Annotated in this window: 12 protein-coding genes and 4 pseudogenes; 6 read left to right on the top strand and 10 right to left on the bottom strand. The window is 60.3% G+C overall.

Features of this window, described 5'->3' with window-relative positions; all coding sequences use genetic code 11:
- Positions 1-188 precede the first annotated feature (188 nt).
- The 4 genes and pseudogenes from ACCQ08_RS00550 to ACCQ08_RS00535 form a co-directional block, all read right to left on the bottom strand.
- Positions 189-1235, bottom strand: coding sequence for a LacI family DNA-binding transcriptional regulator (locus ACCQ08_RS00550; protein ID WP_312463063.1), 1047 nt, complete (start codon positions 1233-1235; stop codon positions 189-191).
- Between the two features lie 455 nt (positions 1236-1690).
- Positions 1691-2636: pseudogene (locus ACCQ08_RS00545) on the bottom strand (IS3 family transposase).
- A 277-nt stretch (positions 2637-2913) separates the two neighbouring features.
- Positions 2914-3672, bottom strand: coding sequence for a hypothetical protein (locus ACCQ08_RS00540; RefSeq protein WP_373448840.1), 759 nt, complete (start codon positions 3670-3672; stop codon positions 2914-2916).
- A gap of 198 nt (positions 3673-3870) precedes the next feature.
- Positions 3871-4017: pseudogene (locus ACCQ08_RS00535) on the bottom strand (DUF4236 domain-containing protein); the annotation flags it as partial.
- A gap of 563 nt (positions 4018-4580) precedes the next feature.
- Between ACCQ08_RS00535 and ACCQ08_RS00530 the strand changes: the two are divergent.
- Both ACCQ08_RS00530 and ACCQ08_RS00525 read left to right on the top strand, forming a co-directional pair.
- Positions 4581-4844 carry a YlcI/YnfO family protein gene (locus ACCQ08_RS00530; RefSeq protein ID WP_373448555.1) on the top strand — a complete coding sequence of 88 codons (264 nt, stop codon included), beginning with the start codon at positions 4581-4583 and terminating at the stop codon, positions 4842-4844.
- A gap of 172 nt (positions 4845-5016) precedes the next feature.
- A complete protein-coding gene (locus ACCQ08_RS00525; protein WP_312463068.1) occupies positions 5017-5313 on the top strand; it encodes a hemin uptake protein HemP in 297 nt (98 codons plus the stop codon).
- 98 nt (positions 5314-5411) lie between these two features.
- Here the strand turns inward: ACCQ08_RS00525 and ACCQ08_RS00520 are convergent, their stop codons facing one another.
- Positions 5412-7601: a TonB-dependent receptor gene (locus ACCQ08_RS00520; protein WP_373448554.1), complete on the bottom strand. Its 2190-nt coding sequence runs from the start codon at positions 7599-7601 to the stop codon at positions 5412-5414.
- Positions 7602-7961: 360 nt separating this feature from the next.
- Between ACCQ08_RS00520 and ACCQ08_RS00515 the strand changes: the two genes are divergently transcribed.
- Positions 7962-9368, top strand: coding sequence for a hypothetical protein (locus ACCQ08_RS00515; RefSeq protein WP_373448553.1), 1407 nt, complete (start codon positions 7962-7964; stop codon positions 9366-9368).
- A 63-nt stretch (positions 9369-9431) separates the two neighbouring features.
- Here the strand turns inward: ACCQ08_RS00515 and ACCQ08_RS00510 are convergent.
- Positions 9432-9788, bottom strand: a pseudogene (locus ACCQ08_RS00510) (MFS transporter); the annotation flags it as partial.
- 96 nt (positions 9789-9884) lie between these two features.
- Here ACCQ08_RS00510 and ACCQ08_RS00505 point away from each other — a divergent pair.
- A complete protein-coding gene (locus ACCQ08_RS00505; RefSeq protein ID WP_373448552.1) occupies positions 9885-10406 on the top strand; it encodes a hypothetical protein in 522 nt (173 codons plus the stop codon).
- Between the two features lie 63 nt (positions 10407-10469).
- Here ACCQ08_RS00505 and ACCQ08_RS00500 read toward each other — a convergent pair whose 3' ends face one another.
- Both ACCQ08_RS00500 and ACCQ08_RS00495 read right to left on the bottom strand, forming a co-directional pair.
- The gene (locus tag ACCQ08_RS00500) at positions 10470-11138 is read right to left on the bottom strand and encodes a DUF4375 domain-containing protein (RefSeq protein WP_373448551.1); all 669 of its coding nucleotides are present in this window, start codon (positions 11136-11138) and stop codon (positions 10470-10472) included.
- 121 nt (positions 11139-11259) lie between these two features.
- Positions 11260-13161: a DUF11 domain-containing protein gene (locus ACCQ08_RS00495; RefSeq protein ID WP_373448550.1), complete on the bottom strand. Its 1902-nt coding sequence runs from the start codon at positions 13159-13161 to the stop codon at positions 11260-11262.
- A gap of 653 nt (positions 13162-13814) precedes the next feature.
- Here ACCQ08_RS00495 and ACCQ08_RS00490 point away from each other — a divergent pair.
- The gene (locus ACCQ08_RS00490) at positions 13815-14594 is read left to right on the top strand and encodes a helix-turn-helix domain-containing protein (protein WP_373448549.1); all 780 of its coding nucleotides are present in this window, start codon (positions 13815-13817) and stop codon (positions 14592-14594) included.
- Positions 14595-14901: 307 nt separating this feature from the next.
- On the opposite strand, the gene ACCQ08_RS00485 is transcribed toward ACCQ08_RS00490, so the two are convergent.
- A complete protein-coding gene (locus ACCQ08_RS00485; protein WP_373448825.1) occupies positions 14902-15474 on the bottom strand; it encodes an IPTL-CTERM sorting domain-containing protein in 573 nt (190 codons plus the stop codon).
- Between ACCQ08_RS00485 and ACCQ08_RS00480 the strand changes: the two genes are divergently transcribed.
- Complete coding sequence (locus ACCQ08_RS00480) at positions 15447-15623, top strand: hypothetical protein (RefSeq protein ID WP_373448824.1); 177 nt, start codon at positions 15447-15449, stop codon at positions 15621-15623. The two genes, ACCQ08_RS00485 and ACCQ08_RS00480, sit on opposite strands and share 28 nt — an antisense overlap.
- Positions 15624-15714: 91 nt before the next feature.
- On the opposite strand, the pseudogene ACCQ08_RS00475 reads toward ACCQ08_RS00480, so the two are convergent.
- Positions 15715-16260 (bottom strand): annotated as a pseudogene (locus tag ACCQ08_RS00475) (Ig-like domain-containing protein); the annotation flags it as partial.
- Positions 16261-17221: the final 961 nt, after the last annotated feature.

Here is a 17221-nt window from a genome sequence, read left to right as displayed (position 1 = left end):
GGGGTGGTGGTCACGTTTGTCTCCTGCTTTCAAGGCGTTGCTGAAATCTGGCTGAGCGATGGTTCGCTTCGTATAGTTAACGTTAACATTTGAATTTGCCGTATTGTTAACGTTAACTTTGGCTGAGAAATCAGTAATTACCCGAAATTTCCTGTGGGGCGGGGCAGAGAATTGTGTCGGGGAGCTGTTTAGCCGCTGCTGCGCTGGGTAATGGAAAAGCCAATATCGACACGCGGCGCATCCACCGGCTGGTCCAAGGTGCGGGCGACGATCATGTCGGCGGCCAGCTGGCCAATGCGCGTGCCATCCAGCCGCACGGTGGTGAGCGGCGGGTCGGTGTCCTTGGCAAACTCCTGGTCGCCCAGGCCCACCACGGCCAGCTGTTGCGGCACCTGCAGGCCCTGGTGCTGCGCCTCGACCAAGGCGCCCAGGGCCAGCGTGTCCGAGCTGCAGAAAACGGCAGTCACCTCGGGGCGCTGGGCCAGGATCTCGGCCAATCCTCGCCGCCCGCCACCCAAGGTGCTGGGCGCCGGCGTGTAGGCGACCGTCACCTCAGGCAGACCGGCCGCTTGCGCTGCTTGTGCATAGGCGGCCACGCGCACCCGGGCACGTGCATCATCGCCGCTCACCATGCCCAGCTGCCGGTGCCCGTTGGCGATGAAATGCGCCGCCACCGCGTGGCCAATCGCGCTGTGCGAAAAGCCCACGAGCATGTCGATCGCCGAATCGGTCAAATCCCAGGTCTCCACCACCGGAATGCGCGAGGCCTGCAGCAGCGCCCGGCCTTCTTCGGATGCCGCCATGCCGATCATCACAATGCCATCGGGCCGGCGCTGGATGATGGCCCGGATCAGGTCCGCCTCCTGCGCAGCGTCATAGCCGGTGCGGCCAATCATCAGCTGGTAGCCGTGCTGGTTCAGTGCATGGTCCAGCGACTGGATCAGCTCCTGAAACACAGGCCCCACCAAGGTCGGCAGCAAGGCCGCCACCAGCCGCGCCCGCGACAGCCGCAGCCCGCTGGCCAGCGCATTGGGCACATAGCGCATGCTGGCGATGGCATCGCGCACACGCTGCAAGGTCTCCGGGTTGAGCCGCTCGGGGTGGTTGATCGCCCGCGACACCGTCATCGCAGACACGCCCGCAGCGCGGGCTACATCTTGGATCTTGGACGGTCGGTTGCTGGCTTGCACGGGCTGGTGGGGAAGGTGGCTGAAAGTGCCGCTATCGTAGTCCATGCTAGGGATCCTCTGCAAAACCCTCGCGCAATGGGATGGGCGCGGACCGGGAGGAGACGCAAGGCGTCTTTTGCAGTCAGTAGCGGCTATTGACAAGAAAGACAACGCAGCGGATCGTCCGAATCCGCGGTCAGACCAGGGCAGGGAGTTATGCAGAAGAACCCTGGGTGCTGCGGGGCGGTGCAGCGGGATTTGGTCGGTATTTGGACGATATTGGAGTGGTGGTAGTCGTTCGGTGCCAATAGCCATCACTCCATGGTTTGATGGCTGGGCATCCCCCCGCCCTGTAGGTTCTTATTGATCTTGCAAATTCGTGTCCTCTTAGATCGAGGATATTTTCAGAATCAGTGAGAACGGTTGATCCAGCCAGTCTCACACTTTTGCGAAGATCCTGCAGACCAAGCCAGGAGTGATCTGTGGACGGAACAACCTGCCTCGGTTCCACGTACACCAAGTCATGCAGCCAACAGGCTGCGCTCCTTTGTGGCGGGGGCCATGTACCCGATGGCGTGTGCATGCGCACCCGGTTGTAAAAGCCCTCGATCCAGTCCGCGTTGTCCAATCGTGCCTGAGCCCGGGTGTCATAGCGTACCTGGTAGATCCGCTCGCCTTTGAGTGTTTTGAAGAAACTCTCGATGGCCGCGCTATCCCAACAATTCGCCCGTCTGCTCATCGACATCGCGATGCCAAAGCCGCCCGCCAAGCGCTGGTAATCATGGCTTGCATATTGACTTCCACGATCTTTATGCACCAATAGTCCCGGCCTTGGCTTGCGCTGCCCGTACGCCAATTGCAAGGCCGGGCACACCAGTTTTGCATCCATCCCTTCTGACATCGATCAGCCAACGATTCTGCGGCTCGCCAGATCCATCACCACGGCAAGGTACAGGCAACCCTCGCCAGTCGCTATATAGGAGATGTCGCCGGCCGATGCTTGGTTAAGCTGCCGGCCGTTAAAGCGTCGCTGCAGAATGTTGGCGGCACCGGCTGCGGGTGATCAGAATCGGTGGTGATCACATACGCCCGGCGGTACACCGGAGGCAGCGCTTGGCGCTAAAGACTTTGGCGCACCCGGTCGGCGCTTATGCATTGGCCGTCGCTTCTCGCAATATTTCCACGTCCAGTTTCGCGCCGGCCGACTCCCGGCTCAGTCGGCTGTTTTCGGCCTCCGGCTCGCTCACAGGCCAGCGCGTGGGCACCGCTGCAGAGCCCAACGTCCATATCAGGTACGTTTTTAGCGGCGGCGACAAAATGTCGCGTCCAGTTACCAGTTACTTAGCGTCGGAACTGGTACACCTGATCGGCGCGCCGCGTAATGGCCGCTAACAGATTCGGACAGCCTGGCGCCTCAACTTTGAATTCTTCCGTGTACCGCCGCCTGGGCAGTTTGCTAATTTGCATCTCGATTCTCTATACAGCTGAAGTTATCAACTTTTTGCTGTACGTGAAATCGAGGCAGGGTCAGTGTGACTCGATGAGCGTCACCAGCTCATGCCAGGGAACGGCTAATCCATCTCATCGAGGAACTCACGCTTGCGCGTGCGTTTGGACTATTTCTTGGATCCGGTAGCCAGGCTCATTTGCTTCATGAGTGGATCATCCTATGCGATGGGGCAGGCTGCGAGTTTTGCAGAGTTTCCTCAGTACTCCTATGGTTGGCCAGTCATACAGAGGGTGGTTAGATCTCCATTTCGGCAACTCGCTCTGGCAAGCCATCAAAGGCCCCGCTCTTGGATGCAAGGAAGCGAACATCTAATCCTCCCTGCCTTGTAGCCACCTGGAGGTTGCTATATCGGCATATCGGAATCTCTTTATTGTCCTTGAAGCGGCGATCAGGTGTACCGTTGTTGTTCACAAAGCGCCAAGTATTGCCTACGATGGTCGCATTCCTAGGAACGACGCCGTCTTCGTGGAATCTTGTATCAGCTACATCAAGGGACAGGTTCTTGTACTCCACTGCTCCAACACCGTTTTTTTGGAACAGTAGAACTCTGTCAGGGCAGAAAGCAATAGTTGTTGTATCCGATGAAATCTGTGGAATTGCTACATTCGCGCTCACACCGGGCATATCACCAAACGTCACAGAACCTGTTACCAGTGATACCCCTTGGCCGGCGCCGCCTGTGTAGCGCGTATCTAGATACTGTGCCGTTGACTTAATAGCTTGCAACTTGCTCACACCAGACAAGCTGCGGATTTCATTGCACAGATTCTCGAATCGCGCTTCAGCTCTATCATCCAGATCAAAGAACAGAACCGCGGTCTTCTTAGCTACATCATTGAGATGGACCCAGTACGTGAATGCACAGCCAATGAAAAAAACGATCCACGAAATAAATGAGGGTAATGCCGAGGCAACAAATCCGATCCAAACGGCGGCAGAGGCAAATGCGGCTACCGGCCACGTCGACGACTTGTTCCTTTGCTCATTGAGCATGGACAGTAATGTTTGGTCTGTGCAATCGCTGAGCTGTAGCACGCACTGATCATCGTGCGTCTGCTGTGAGACGATATTCGGGTCATATGGCGTGTACGATTCTGAGATCGGCTTATCCAGTGGAACTGAAGGAGATGCGGTGTTCCCATACTGCTTTTTAGGCGTGGACTTCAACGGTAGTGATTGTCGATACCGAAACCCGTAAGCACCCCCACCTATGTAGGCCCCACGGGGTCCAATGCCGATGCGAAGACCTGGAATACCAGCCGAGACACCAATACCTCGACCCGAAAAATTAAATCGAAGTGCGCCTACCTTCACACTTTTGGCGAACGTAACTCCCATTGTGATTCCTCCTTTTAAGGTGGATTGTCGCATCTGGTTACAGAATTGTCACCTTTTATGCTATTGGTTTCTAAGAAAACATTTCATCTCTCACCCATCTCGCCTCAATTGGCTGTGTCATAGTGGGTAGTCCAATCTGACCGGAAGTTAACTACAAAGTACGATCTCATTTCCCATGCCCGAATGGCCTCAACGGGCCGATCTTGGGCCGTCAAGAAGGACCGCTCATGCGTGTACGCGGTTTATCGCGTTGCTCCATCCTGCGACAGACCGCTTACACAGTTAAAAGCAGTCCATTGCAGGAACAGCTCCAAGGGCTGATACTGGCCGTGTGCCGCCATCGTGCCTTCGCATTGACCCTGCGCAACAGCAGCCTCACGGGCCCGCGTAAGACCGGAAGCCGCCCCGGCTCCCTCTGGTTGAGCTCAAAGCGCCTCAAGTTCAAATTACAGTGAGAAAAATTCAAAGCTCACGGAGACCTGACAGTCGGTTCCCAATTTGCATGCAGTGAGAAAATTGCAAGATCACTGAGAACCGACACGCCCGTACTCCACGATCTCTCCATGAAGACCGCCACCATCCCATCCATTTGCGTCGAGCCCGCTTTCCTGAACGAGGTGGAGCGTGCCTTGGATCCGAACGAAAGCCTGGCGTCTTTTGTCGAGACCGCTGTCCGCCATGAGATTCAGCAGCGGCAAGCACAGGCTGGATGGCTGCAGCGGGGGGCGGCCGCCACGCGGCACCATCGCGCTGCTGCAGGCATCCCTGCAGAAACAGTAATCGCCCGCCTGGAGGCCAAGCTGGTTGCTGCCAGGCAGCGCAAATGAACCGGTGACCCGCAAGATTTGGCGCAGCGGGCTGCCGGGTCTCGCCGAGGGGATGGGACGGACCTCAAACTGCTTCGTTGGCATGGTTATGAATGATAATCAATCTCATTTGATGCTAGACTCGCTCCCAGTAATGTGCCTGACCACCTTCCAACCCGCCATGAGCGCCACCATGACCACTCTGCATGCCGCCACCAGCGCCCGCCGTACCTTGCAACTCCGCCGCCCCGCTGTGCCACAGCCGCAGCACGCAGCCGATACGCCCGCTGCCTGCGAGGCCGGGTCCCATGCTGCCGAGCCCCTCACCATCGCGCTGCAGCCCCGGCCGCTGAACGATGCCAACCTGCAGGTGCGCAGCGTTGACAGCGCCAGCCTGCTGGCCGGCCACAAGACTGTGCAGATTGCCCATAACGGCTCGGTCTACACCCTGCAGGCCACCAAGCTGGGCAAGCTGATCCTGACCAAGTAAAGCGCTCACACCGCTGATAAAAACAGCCCGCTGGCATGCACGTGCCAGCGGGCTGTGGTGTTGGTGGGCCCTGGCCATAGCCAGAGCCTTGGTGGTGATCAGAACGACACGGTGGCCGACAGGCGGTAGGTGCGCGGCGCGCCGGGCATCACAAAGCCATCGTTGAACATGCCGATCCAGTAGTTCTTGTTGGTCAGGTTCTCCACACTGGCGTTGAAGCGCACAGGCGTTGATCCGAACTTGGTGGCATAGCGGGCCATCGCATCGATGCGGTTCCACGATGGCACCTTGAGGCGGTTGCCCGAATCGGCCCATTGCGAGCCGGTGTGGAACAGGCGCCCGCCCACCGACAGGCCTTGCACGGGGGTGTCCCAGTCCAGCCCGATGCGGGTGCGCAGCTTGGGCACGCCGTAGTTCTCCAGCCCGGTGTTGATCTGCTTGGATTGGATGTACTCCACTCCGCCCAGCAAGGCCACCGTCTCGCTCAGCTTGCCAAAGGCGCTCCATTCCAGGCCGCGCAAGCGCTGCTCACCATCGAGCACCTGGAAGTTGGCGCCGTTCGTCACGATCGACGGCTTTTTGATCTGGAATGCGCTGATGGTGTGCGTGGTCTCGCCCGCCTGCAGCTTCACCCCCACTTCGCCCTGCTTGGTCTGCATGGGGGCCAGCGTGTCACCGGTATTGGCATAGCCCGCGCCCACGGTGCGGCCGGGCTCCAGGCCTTCGGTGTAGTTGGCAAACAGCGCGATGTGGTCACCCCAGGGGCGCACCACGGCGGCCACCATCGGCGAGACGCGGTTTTCGCTGTAGTTGGAGGCAACGCCATTGACCAGCGGGGTCTTCACCGTCTGGTGGCGCAGGCCCAGGGTCAGCAGCAGTTTTTCCTCCCAGAAGCCCATCGTGTCGGCAATCGCCAACGAGCGGAATTCGTTCTCCGTCGTGTAGTCCTTCCAGGTTGGCGCGGCCGGGAAGGCCGGCTCGGTTGGCCGGTACATATTGGTGGTGTAGCAGTAGTTGCAGGCGGTGTTGACCGTGCCTTCCTTGTGCTTGAGGATGTTGAACGACAGCTGCAGGCGGTGCTGCACGCTGCCGGTGCCGAACTTGCCGATGACGCCCGCCTCGGCGGTGCGGCGCTCCGACTGGGTGTGTACGTTGTAGATCGCGCCGCGCGTGGTGCCGTCAGCGCCGGTCACGATGGCGCGCGTGCCAAACAGCAGGCCCTGGCCTTCGGCCTCCGAGCCGCCGGCCGCCACATAGCCTTGCCAGGTTTTGTTGAAATCGAACTCCGCCCGCGCCAGCAAGCCGCTGTTGTCGTACTTGCCATGCGTGCCCTTGAACAGGTTCACATCGCCGTCGGGCGGCGACAGCAGGTAACCCACACCGGGGATGGCCGCACTGCCCAGAAAGCTGAACATGCCGGGGCTGCCACCGTCGATCTTGTTGACACTGTTGTACACATCCAGGTAGAGGCGGTAGTGGTCGCCCAGGTAATCGAGGCCCAGCGCGCCGACATTGCGTTTCTGCCTTTCGTCCTCGGCACCCATATCGCCCGATCCGTAAACGCCATTGAAACGCAGGCCCAGGCGCTGCTCCGGCCCAAAGCGCTTGCCCACATCGGCATGCAGCTGGTAATAGGAATCGGAGACATAGGTGGCGGTCAGGTCGGCAATCGGCTGGGCCAGTGCGCGCTTGGTCACCATATTGACCGAGCCTGCCACGCTGGCCAGCGGCGGCATGCCGGACAGCAGCACATTGGGGCCGCGCATCACCTCGACCCGCTCAAACATCTCGATCGGCACCGAGTTGGCCGGCGCAATGCCGTAGAGCCCATTGGTCGCTATGTCCATCGCCGTCACATCCAGCCCGCGCAGGTTGAAGTTCTGCAGCAAGTGGCCCTTGTTGGTCGTGAAGACCACCGCCGCATCGTTCTCCAGCACATCCTGCAGCGACAGCGCCGACCAGTCCTCGGCCAGCTCGCGGGTATAGGCATTGACATGGACCGGCGCTTCCATGATCGAGGTCGCCCCCAGAATGCCCAGCCGCGCCCCCTTGGCCGCCTTGCGCCCCGGGGCCAGCGCGGGCAGGTCTTCGCGCTCATAGCGGTCGCGGACGGTTACCTGGGGCAGGTTGACCGATGGGCTGGCGGTGGTCTCTGCGGTGGTGCCTGCCTCTTGTCCTTGCTGCGTGGGCTGGGTTTGTTGGGCAGATGCGCTGGCCGTGGCGGCTGCCGCCATCAGAGCCATCACGATCCGGTTGGCTTGGAGTCTGCGTTGCTTGGTATGTGACATGAGAGTGACGATGTTATAAAAATCAAACAAGAATCATTCTCAATCGTATTCATCGTTTATTGCCTTTGCAACTTTTTGTTGTATTTAAGGCATCTACTCAAGCGACGCTCCCAATGCTGGAGCTCTCTGCAGACTGGACAGTTTCTGTAAGGATAGGAAGGGGATCGCTCCATATACTGACTCGCATACCAGGAGACAGCATTGAATAAAACGAGATATATCAGCTCTACAGTCACGGCCTCCGTGCTGGCTTTATCGTGCGCCGCCACGTGGGCTGCGCGCAGTTTTACCCCCCAGGCAGGCACCTGGGCCATTACCGAAGAACTGGATGGCAAACCAGGCCGGGGCCTGGCGATCGACGTGCAAGGCAATACCTTCTTTATGCAGGTGTTTGGCTACGCGCCAAATGGCGATGCCACTTTCTACACGGCCACGGGGCAACTGGATGGTGACTCCATCACCGTGCCGCTGATGCAATACCAAGGCGGACGCAGCTTTGGCAGTGACGCGCGGGATGCGGAAGTGCTGGGATCACCGGGCAATGTGACCGTCAGTTTTAGCAATGGGCTGCAGGGCACAGTGCAGTTTCCCGGTGAGCCGGTGAGGGCGATGCAACGCTTCGAGATGCGCAGTAATGACTATGTTTCCAGCTATTGGGAAAAAGGCGTGCGTCGGTCGTTTTTAGGCACCCTGCTGGATGCCGACCAGAACCCCCATGGATTTGCCAATATCTCGGTGTACAAGGCATCAGAAACCTTGCAGTGGCATGTACGGATAGAGGGCTTGCAAGACGCTGCAACGCAGACGCTCGATTGCAGCCGGGTCGTGGGCAAGGATGAATACCATTGCACCACTGGGCAAGCTTCGCAATCGGGTGGCCCCACCCCACTTGTGCAATCCATGAAACTGCATATAGCCAACGTTGATCTGGCGGGGCAGGTAGAAGTGCTGAACCAGGGTGCATTACAGACCTACACCCTGATGGGCACTGCGGTAAGCGGGGGCAGTGTCGTGACCATCGGTTTTTGCACCTCCTGGGCAGATTTGTACGTGGGCGATATGGGCCATTGCACTGGCCCGGTGAGACCCAGCAGTGGAACCTGGGTGGTGCAGGACGAGCTGACCTTCAAGCCTGGGCGCGGCATCGCCATTGATGCGCAAAATGGCATGGCATTGGCTCAGATCTTCAACTATCTTCCAGATGGCTCGCCCACCTTCCATATGGGGAGCACCAGCTACCAAGGGGTAGAGGCCAGCTTGGCCTTGAACCGCTACGAGGGCGGTCGCACTTTGGGCGGTCCACCCGCCAGTGGGGAGTTGGCCGAGGCCACGGGTACCCTGGCGCTGACGTTTCGGAGCGGTGCGTTTCCCCAATGGGTGTCCTCGCGTGTTCTGGGCCAGGTGGCGTTCCCCAACGAATCTCCCAAACCGATGGTCCGCATGGCGTTGGAGCCCGGTGCATCGGATGCGCAGGGGCTGTTGGGACAATGGTGGCTGCGATTTGTCGCAGACAGCAATAAGCGGGTGGTGGAAGCCGTCACCTTGTCGCGGGTGGAGGCAGACGAGGCCGTCAGCGCCGATGGAGCGGTGCGCTGCTCACGCTCCAACCCGCAGTCCCCTGCCCAAGCGATTTGCGTGTGGAACCGGGACGGTGTGGCCTACAAGGCGACTTTGTTCCAGGAGGCCAATAACCGAAGCGCGTATTCGTTGCAAGTCCGCGATCGCCATGGCAACCTGATGGGCCTGGGCGACGTTCCCTTGCAGTGATACCAACGATCAGGGGCTGGGCAACCAGCCCCTCGCACCTGATGCCAGGCGCGCGCCAAAACCTTATTGCCGCTTCTTCCGCGTATCCGGCAAGAACGCCGTCGCCAGCCCCAGCAGCGGCAGGAACGAGGTCAGGCCATAGACCCAGACGATGCCATGCGCATCGGCCAGCTCACCCAGGCCAGCGGCACCGACGCCGCCCATGCCTAACATCAGCCCAAACATCAAGCCAGAAACCAGGCCCACCCGGCAGGGCAAGGCCTCTTGCGCTTAGACCACCAGCGCGGCAAAGGCCGACGACATCACCAGGCCGATGACGATGGCGAGCACAGCGGTCCACACCAGGGCCACATAGGGCAGGGCCAGCGCAAACGGCGCCACGCCCAGGAACGAGATCCAGATAACGGCCTTGCGGCCGATGCCAGTTCGCCGAATGACAGTCATTCACGGTCACGGTGGCTACATCGCCAGCAGCCGCTTATGATGGCCCTTCACTCCAACGCAAGGACGGCCCCCATGACCCAGATTGCCCATCTTCGTGACGCCATGGCAGCGAGCCAGCTGCTCAACGACGTGCAGGCCGACGACGGCTTTGTGGTTGGCAGCGTGCACTTCCAGGCGGCCGGTGCCGATATCCATGTCAATGTCGATCCGGAGCTGGCCGACAACCCCGAGATGGATGTGGAGGCCCTGATCGCCAATACCCAGCGTTTTCTGGCCATGCCGGCCGACGACTGGAAGCGGCTGATCAACGATATTGCGGTGGAGGTGGAAGAGGCCGTGGAAGAAGACGAGGTCGAAGAGCCTACCGACCTGCGTGATGACCTGAGCCTGCATTCGGTGGCCGTGTTCGCCGATGCCGTGCTGCTGTCCTTTGTCGCGCCCAAGCAGTTTCCGCAGTGCTGGGTACGCGCGCAGCTGTGCGAAGAACTGGCGCTGGAAGATATCTCCATCGACGAGGACGACGGTGTGGAGACCATCGAATTCAAGTCGCTCGATGACCTGCTGGACAACCTGAGCGCCAACGATGACAAGTAGCGCCCAGGCGCACAACAGCCCTCACTTCATGTTGAGGGCTGTGGGTTTGTGCTTGGTCGCGAATCAGGCAGCCGACGGCGCGGGCCCAAAAAACGCCGGCACCCGCTTGACCAGCTCCTCAGCCGCCTCCCAGAACTGTTCGTCCAGTTCCTCGATCCGCTCTGACAGCGCACCCGCCACAGCGCGGTACACATCATCGATGCTGTGGACCTCGTCCGAGCGCGCAATCGGGCCCACCAGCCGCCAGAACTCCGTCACCACATCGAGCGTCGCGCGGGCCTGAATCTCCGCCAGCGCGGCCAGCACCACCTCCATCTCCGCGATGCCCCAGTTGCCCAGAAACTGCAGCAGCCCGCCGTTATAGCCATCGGCCACCAGCCGCCACAGCGCCACCAGCGCCCGGCTGCGGTGAGGGAGCTGGTCTGTCTTCCAGTCCAAGGCCTTCAGCTCCGCCAGCGCCGCTTCAAACAGTGCATCCTGCTCCAGCATCCAGACATGGAGCGCACCATCGGCAGAGGTCTGGCCGGCGCCGGGCCAGTTGACACCGCGCCGGTCTGCGGTAGCCACCCATTGCGACCGTTCTTGCGCGTTCATCGCGACTACCTTGGGCCCCACCCAGGACAGCGGTGCGGCCAGCTGGCGGCCATCCTCCAGCAGCAGCAATACCCGTTTGTCTTCAAAAATCACATCGGCGATCGGAGAACCGACGACGGCCTGGCCGTTGCGCTGCATGGTTTGCCTTTCCGGGGCCAGAGTTGGCCCCACCACCGGCGAGTATAAAAAAAGAACCGCCTCCCGAAGGAAGCGGTTCGCAGCCGGCATTACGGGCTGGCCGGCCCGTACCGCAGGGCGATCACTGTCCGCGTTGGCGGCGGCGCAGCGCGAAGGCGCCGATACCTGCGCTCAGGCTGCCCAGCAGGGCCAACGCGGCCAGATCGAGGGCCGGCACGGGCGTCGCAGCGCCCGGCGTGGCCACCGCGCTGCTGGCGGTCGCGCTGTTGTTGGCGGGGGTGGGGTCATCAACGCCTGCGGGGGCGGCGATGCTGGCGGTGCTGGTCAGCGAACCCGATGCAGTGGCGGCCACCTTGGCGGTCACCGTGTAGGTCACGGTGGCGCCCACCGGCAGGTTCACCGTGTCGCTGATATTGCCGCTGCCTGATGCGGCGCAGGTGCCACCGCCCGCGCCGGCGCAGGTCCACGTGGCGCCGGTCAATGCGGCTGGCAGCGTGGCGGTCACCGTGGCACCGGTGGCATCCGTCGGGCCGGCATTGCTTGCAGTGATGGTGTAGGTCACCGTGGCACCCGGGGCCACGCTGGTGGAGGCACTGGTGTTGGTAATGGACAGGTCCGCGCTCGGTGGCTCGCCGGTGCAGGCTGCGGTCACATAGAAGTCGGCAATGGCGCCTAAGGCACAGGTGCCTCCTGCGCAGCTGTTGGCATTTTGCCCCCCATCTACCATAAAGCCGATGGTGTTCTGACCACGCTCAAAGCCGGGAATAGCAGGCGTTGTCAAGGACGTAAAAGCTCCGTAGCCATTGGATAGATAGGTCCCACCAAAGGATTCGGTGCCACTTGCCGGCTTCACATAGACAGAGTTTCCGTAGTCATCGAAGGCGAAGCGTCCATCCAGTTTGATGCTGGCCAGATCGACGTTGGTCCCCACACTGATGGACTGGTTCATGACAAACGTGGATCCGTCCACCCCGCCATTGGACTGCCCAGTGGCAGCTGGATAGGGTACGCCCGGGATATCCGTGCTGGCAGGATCGGTGGTGCCAGGGCTGATCCATCGGGCAGTGGTGGCCTCGGACAGCGTGCCAGGGTTGAAATAGCTGCGGTAGCGGTAGCTGTCATACAGCGGCAGGTCCACATTTTCCAAAGCACCGGCGTTGGTGCGCTTCGTCCATTTCCAGTCGCGTGCATTGGTGGTGAACGGGCCCACGCGCACTTCATCGCCGGCCTGGCTGCCTGCGGGGCAGGCCAGAATGGTGGTGGGCTGAGGAGCGGGTTCGGTTGCGCAATCGGCGGTGATCTCAATATCGGCCATCAGACCGGTGGGATTGCCTTGCGAAGTGGTGGGGGCCGAAAAAGTATTCTGTACCGCAAAACCAAGGGTGTTGTCGCCGTAGTAAAAGCCCAGGCCTACCTGGCTGCCATCCTCATTCACGATCCCAGGCGCAGCGTAGGAGCCGCCCAGGTTCTGCATTCTCAGCCAGTCGGTAGCGCCTGATGGCGGGGTGGCAGGGCGCACCACCAACTGCGTATTGTCGTCAAAGCCGCCCGCACCCCGGATACGAATAGTGGACAGGTTAACGTTGCTGGCGATATTGATGGGCTCGTTGTAGATAAAGGTCACGCGGCCCGCAACCCATGCTCCGTTGTCGGTATCGCCGTTGGTAATCACGGCCGGATAGGTGCCACTGCCGGTATTGCCACCGTTGGCAGCGCCATCCACAAACGAAGAATCACCAAAGGACAACCACTTGCCCGCAAACGGCTGGCCATTGAGCGAGCCGGAGCTGGCGCCATGCGTCTGGGTGGCGGGATCAAACCAGCCGTTCCATTTGTAGTCATCGCGGATGGTTGCGGGTGCGCCAGTGGGAGCACTCACATAGCGTGCATCGGTGGACCAGTTCGCCACATTGGCGGTGCTCACCCGCAATGGCGTGCCGCAGGCCAGCGTGGCCGCCTGCACACTGCTGGCAGCGCCCAGCGCCACCACCGTCACCGCAAAAAATGCAGTTTGTTTATTCATTGTTCTCATCTATAAAACTCCATCGCCAGGACAAATAAAAGGAAAGTCCGCGCCCATAACAATCCACACAATCACTGAAAGGTGATCATTTGAAATTTCTATGGGGCGTTTGGTTATGCATAAACGCATCCCAATCTAGCAGTGAAATCTAAAATGTTTTTTTGTTTAAATCTAAATTAATTTGGTTTCTTGCCGCATTTTTGCTTATTGCTATTTAATTATTCGATGGGTGACTGTCTCTGATTGTAATTTTTAAAATAGTAATGTTAGTGGCCTGACTCCCCCTATATTGACCGCGAATCGCTGCACCTCTTCTGATTTGCCGGTCAGCCACCCCCTCCCGCCAGTGCATGGCTCGCCGGTGTGCACTCGCCTCGCTTTCGTCGTTTTTGCTATTTAGACCGCCATGATTAATGGGCCATCTGCTGAAAAGGTGGTGGATATTCTGTGCCGAACCGGTTTTGTATGCGCCATCGCATGGCGCTGAAATGGGATGGATTCGAATCTAGCGCAGGGGGTTGGAAACTCAGATATTCATTTCAGAGGATGGCTGCAGTTGTAGCCATGGTTCTGTATAAAAATATATGAGTAATAACGCGGGCAAAATACCCCATGTACTGATCGTTGACCGTGATTTGCAGTAGCTCCGCCCTTTGGTTGCGGCGCTTCGCAGTATTCCTTATGACATCACGGTGCTGGAGCATGAAAATCAGGCCTATAGCCGTGCGCAGTACCAGCTGCCGGATCTGATCGTGTTGGATCTGCGCTTGCCGGAGCGCCAGGGCCTCAAAGTCGCCCGCATGCTGAAGGAAAACCCCGCGACCACCCACATACCCCTTATTTTTCTGTCATCGCTTTATGAAGAAAACGACCGGGTCATGGGGCTCAGGGCCGGGGCGGTGGATTACATCCTCAAGCCCTACTATGTCGAGGAAGTCCAGGAGCGCATTCACATCCACATCACGTTGGCGCAAAAACGTGCGGCGGCTTTGCGCGGTGCCAGCCCCACCGCGCCGCAGCCGGTGTCGGAGCTGCTGCCCGCCAATCTGACCATCAGGCAGATTGCGACGGAATTCATCCTGAGCCGTATCAGTGATTCGGCGCTCAAAGGCAGCGGTGTCGCGGCGACGCTGGGCTTGTCGATGCACCGCTTGAACATGGTGTTTGAAGCTGTCGACGGCATCACCGTGTTCGAGTTCATCCGCAACGAGCGCATGACCCGGGCGGCGCGCATGCTGGAGCAAACCACGCTGGGCGTTGCCGATATCGCGACCGAGGTGGGCTACCCGAACTCGGCCAATTTCTCGACCGAGTTCAAGAAGTTCTGGCAGAAGTCACCCAAGCAGTACCGTGTGGCCTGGCACCGCAGCGCTGCTGCCCAGCCGCCCGCCGAGGACAACCGGGATGGCGCCCCTGGCGACGGTTCAGCCTGAGCGGGGTGAGCCGCCGCGTGTTCCGCAAGCAGCGTCCAGGTGCGCTTTTCAAGGGTGCGCTGCAGCGGGCGTTCAACGACGCTTGTGGCCCGCTGTTGGAGCCCGTCGGTGTTGTATTTGGTTTATCTGAAAAAGCTTTGCTTTTTTGCAAAAACCCCGTGCATCGCGTTGTCCGCCCGGTTTTTTGCCAGGTGGAAGGGGCTCGCAGTTAGCGGCCTGACGTGTGCAGTGCAGCCAGCCCATAGCGCGCAAAAAAACGCCAGTCAGCGTTGCACTGACTGGCGTGTGTCTGGCAGCGGCGCGCGGATCAGCGCTGCTTGCGTGCGCGTCCAATGCCGAGTACGCCCAGGCAGGCGGCCAGCAGCATCAGCGCCCACGTGGACAGCGATGGAACCGGGGTGGGCACGGGGACGGCCGTGATGGTGATGTCCCGGCTCGCCTTGCTCGTCAGGCCCGAGCCGCTGACCAATGACGTTCCAGCTTCGGTCGGCTTGCCTTCCACGGGGCAGGTCACCACCGCGCCTTCGGGGATCGCAGAGGGCGATGTCCAGCTGCTGGCAGCGGGTACCGCTGGCGTCACGATGGTGCAAGCGCCTTGGCGGATGCCCGCTGGCAGGCCCGAGACCGTGCAAGCCGCATCGGGCTGGTCGCCACTGCCCTGGTTGGTGCAGGTAAAGCTGCCTTTATAGGGCGTGCCGATGGTGCCGGTGGCTGGCAAACCGCCCAGGTCGATGGCGATGGCTGGGGCGCCCACGACCGTGATGTCCTGGCTCGCCAGGTTGTTGCGCAGGTCGCTGTCGCCGGTGGTGCCGGTCGTGCCGGTGGTGGTCGTCGTTTTCTTCACATTCGCCGGTGTGCCACCGACCGTGCAGGTCACCATCGCGCCTTGCGCTATCGGGTTGCCAGCGGTCCAGGCGCTGTTGTCCGGGCTCAGCGTGCAAGCCTGAACCTGGAGACCCTCTGGCAGCGCGCCGATGGTGCAGGTGGTGTCAGACAGCGCATCCGCATTGCCCCGGTTCGTGCAGCTGAATTGCCCCTGGTACGGCACACCTACGGTCGCCGTCGCCACGATGCCGCTCAGGTCGATGGCCAGATCCGGGGCCGTGACCGTCATCGTGACCAGCGACGTCGCGCATTTGGTCTGGTCGGGCGCCGCCAGGCACACCTGGTAGCTGAAGGTATCGGTGCCGACAAAACCCGGGGCAGGCGTGTAGATGAACTGGCCAGGATGGGCGGGATCGGCCGCAATCGTGCCGCCGTGGGCAGACGACGCCTGTGGCGTCACCGAGCTGCCCGCTGGCGCATGGGGATCGTTGGCGGTCAGGTCCAATGGCGCAGAGGGCGTGTTGATGCGCGTGCTCGCGTTGTCGTCGGCGGTGGCCGGCGGATCGGCAAAAACATTCTTGATCTCAGTCGGCACCCAGCTGGGCGGCAGCCCCGTTTCTGCCGGCAGACCGGGCAGCTTTTCTGCCCGCACTGCAATGTTGTCCAGCTCAAAGCCCGCCCCCCAGAAACGGATCTTCTTGATCGTCGTGGAGCCGAATGCCGTGGTGTCCTTCAGCACATAGTTCAGATAGACATAGGGCTCACCGTTGTTGCCCTCGATAAAGGGATTGCCGTTGTACTGGGCGCGGCTGTAGGTGGTGGTACCGTCCAATGCCTTCATCGTGCGGTTGGACGGCGAATTCAAAAACGCCATCAGACCGTCGGTGGTCATCGCCGTCAAAACGTTGTCGTTCTCATCGAGCAACTCGACGTTGTTGCCGTTCGAGCCTGCCGACCACCAGAAGCCGACATAGCGCGCCGGGTTGGTCAACGTGACCGTGACACCTAACGGGTTGCCGGTCGTCCCTGCATTGAGGAAGTTGGAACCCCCGCTGCCCACTGCCGTACCGGTGCCTGCGCCGCCATACACATTGGCAGCGGCCACATTGGTGTTGCCGCCGGTGCCCACCTGGTAGGTTCCGATGGCCCAGTTGCCGGACGTTTTCGTGCCCAGCGTCTCGCCGTTGAAGGTTTCGATGGTGTACGACTCGCCGTAAGTGTCTGACCACGGCAGCGCGCCCTCGGGCACGGCGGCGTTGAGGTCCGCGTTGCGCACAGGCTGGGAAATGTAGAGGGTCAATTCACTGGCTTGGGCATTGCTCAGGCCCAGCGCTGCAAGGCAGACCAGGGACGAAGCCTGGCAAACTTTTCTTATAGAACGCATAAATTATTAAAAAGAGAGCACCCGGTGCTGATCGTTTATGTGTATCGATGTGGGCGAAAAAAACCCGCTCGCGCGGAGGCAGGCGAGCGATCGTCAATAGGGCGCCAAAAGGGGTGGGGTGGGTCGAACCAGCGAGGCGCCGGATCCGGTTAAAAGCGGCATCACCGCTGGGCTGGCGGGGCGCCAGCGCTCATGCCCGGAGGGAGAGGCCCATCGAAAAAAGCAATTTTAAAACAAAAATCACATTTAATGACAAAATTTACACAAAGGTGTAAGGTGAACGCCTGCGCCCACCAGCACCATGCCGCTTCCCGATCGAGCCTGCGCGAACTGGCCATCCATCTGCCGGCGCGGGCCGAAGCCAAGGGTGCACAGGCATGACCAAAAACGCCCAGCCGCTACATGCAGACCTGGCTAA

The sequence above is a fragment of the Comamonas sp. SY3 genome (genome assembly GCF_041730275.1).
Lineage (GTDB): Bacteria > Pseudomonadota > Gammaproteobacteria > Burkholderiales > Burkholderiaceae_C > Comamonas > Comamonas sediminis.
This window is presented reverse-complemented; position numbering and strand designations above follow the sequence as displayed.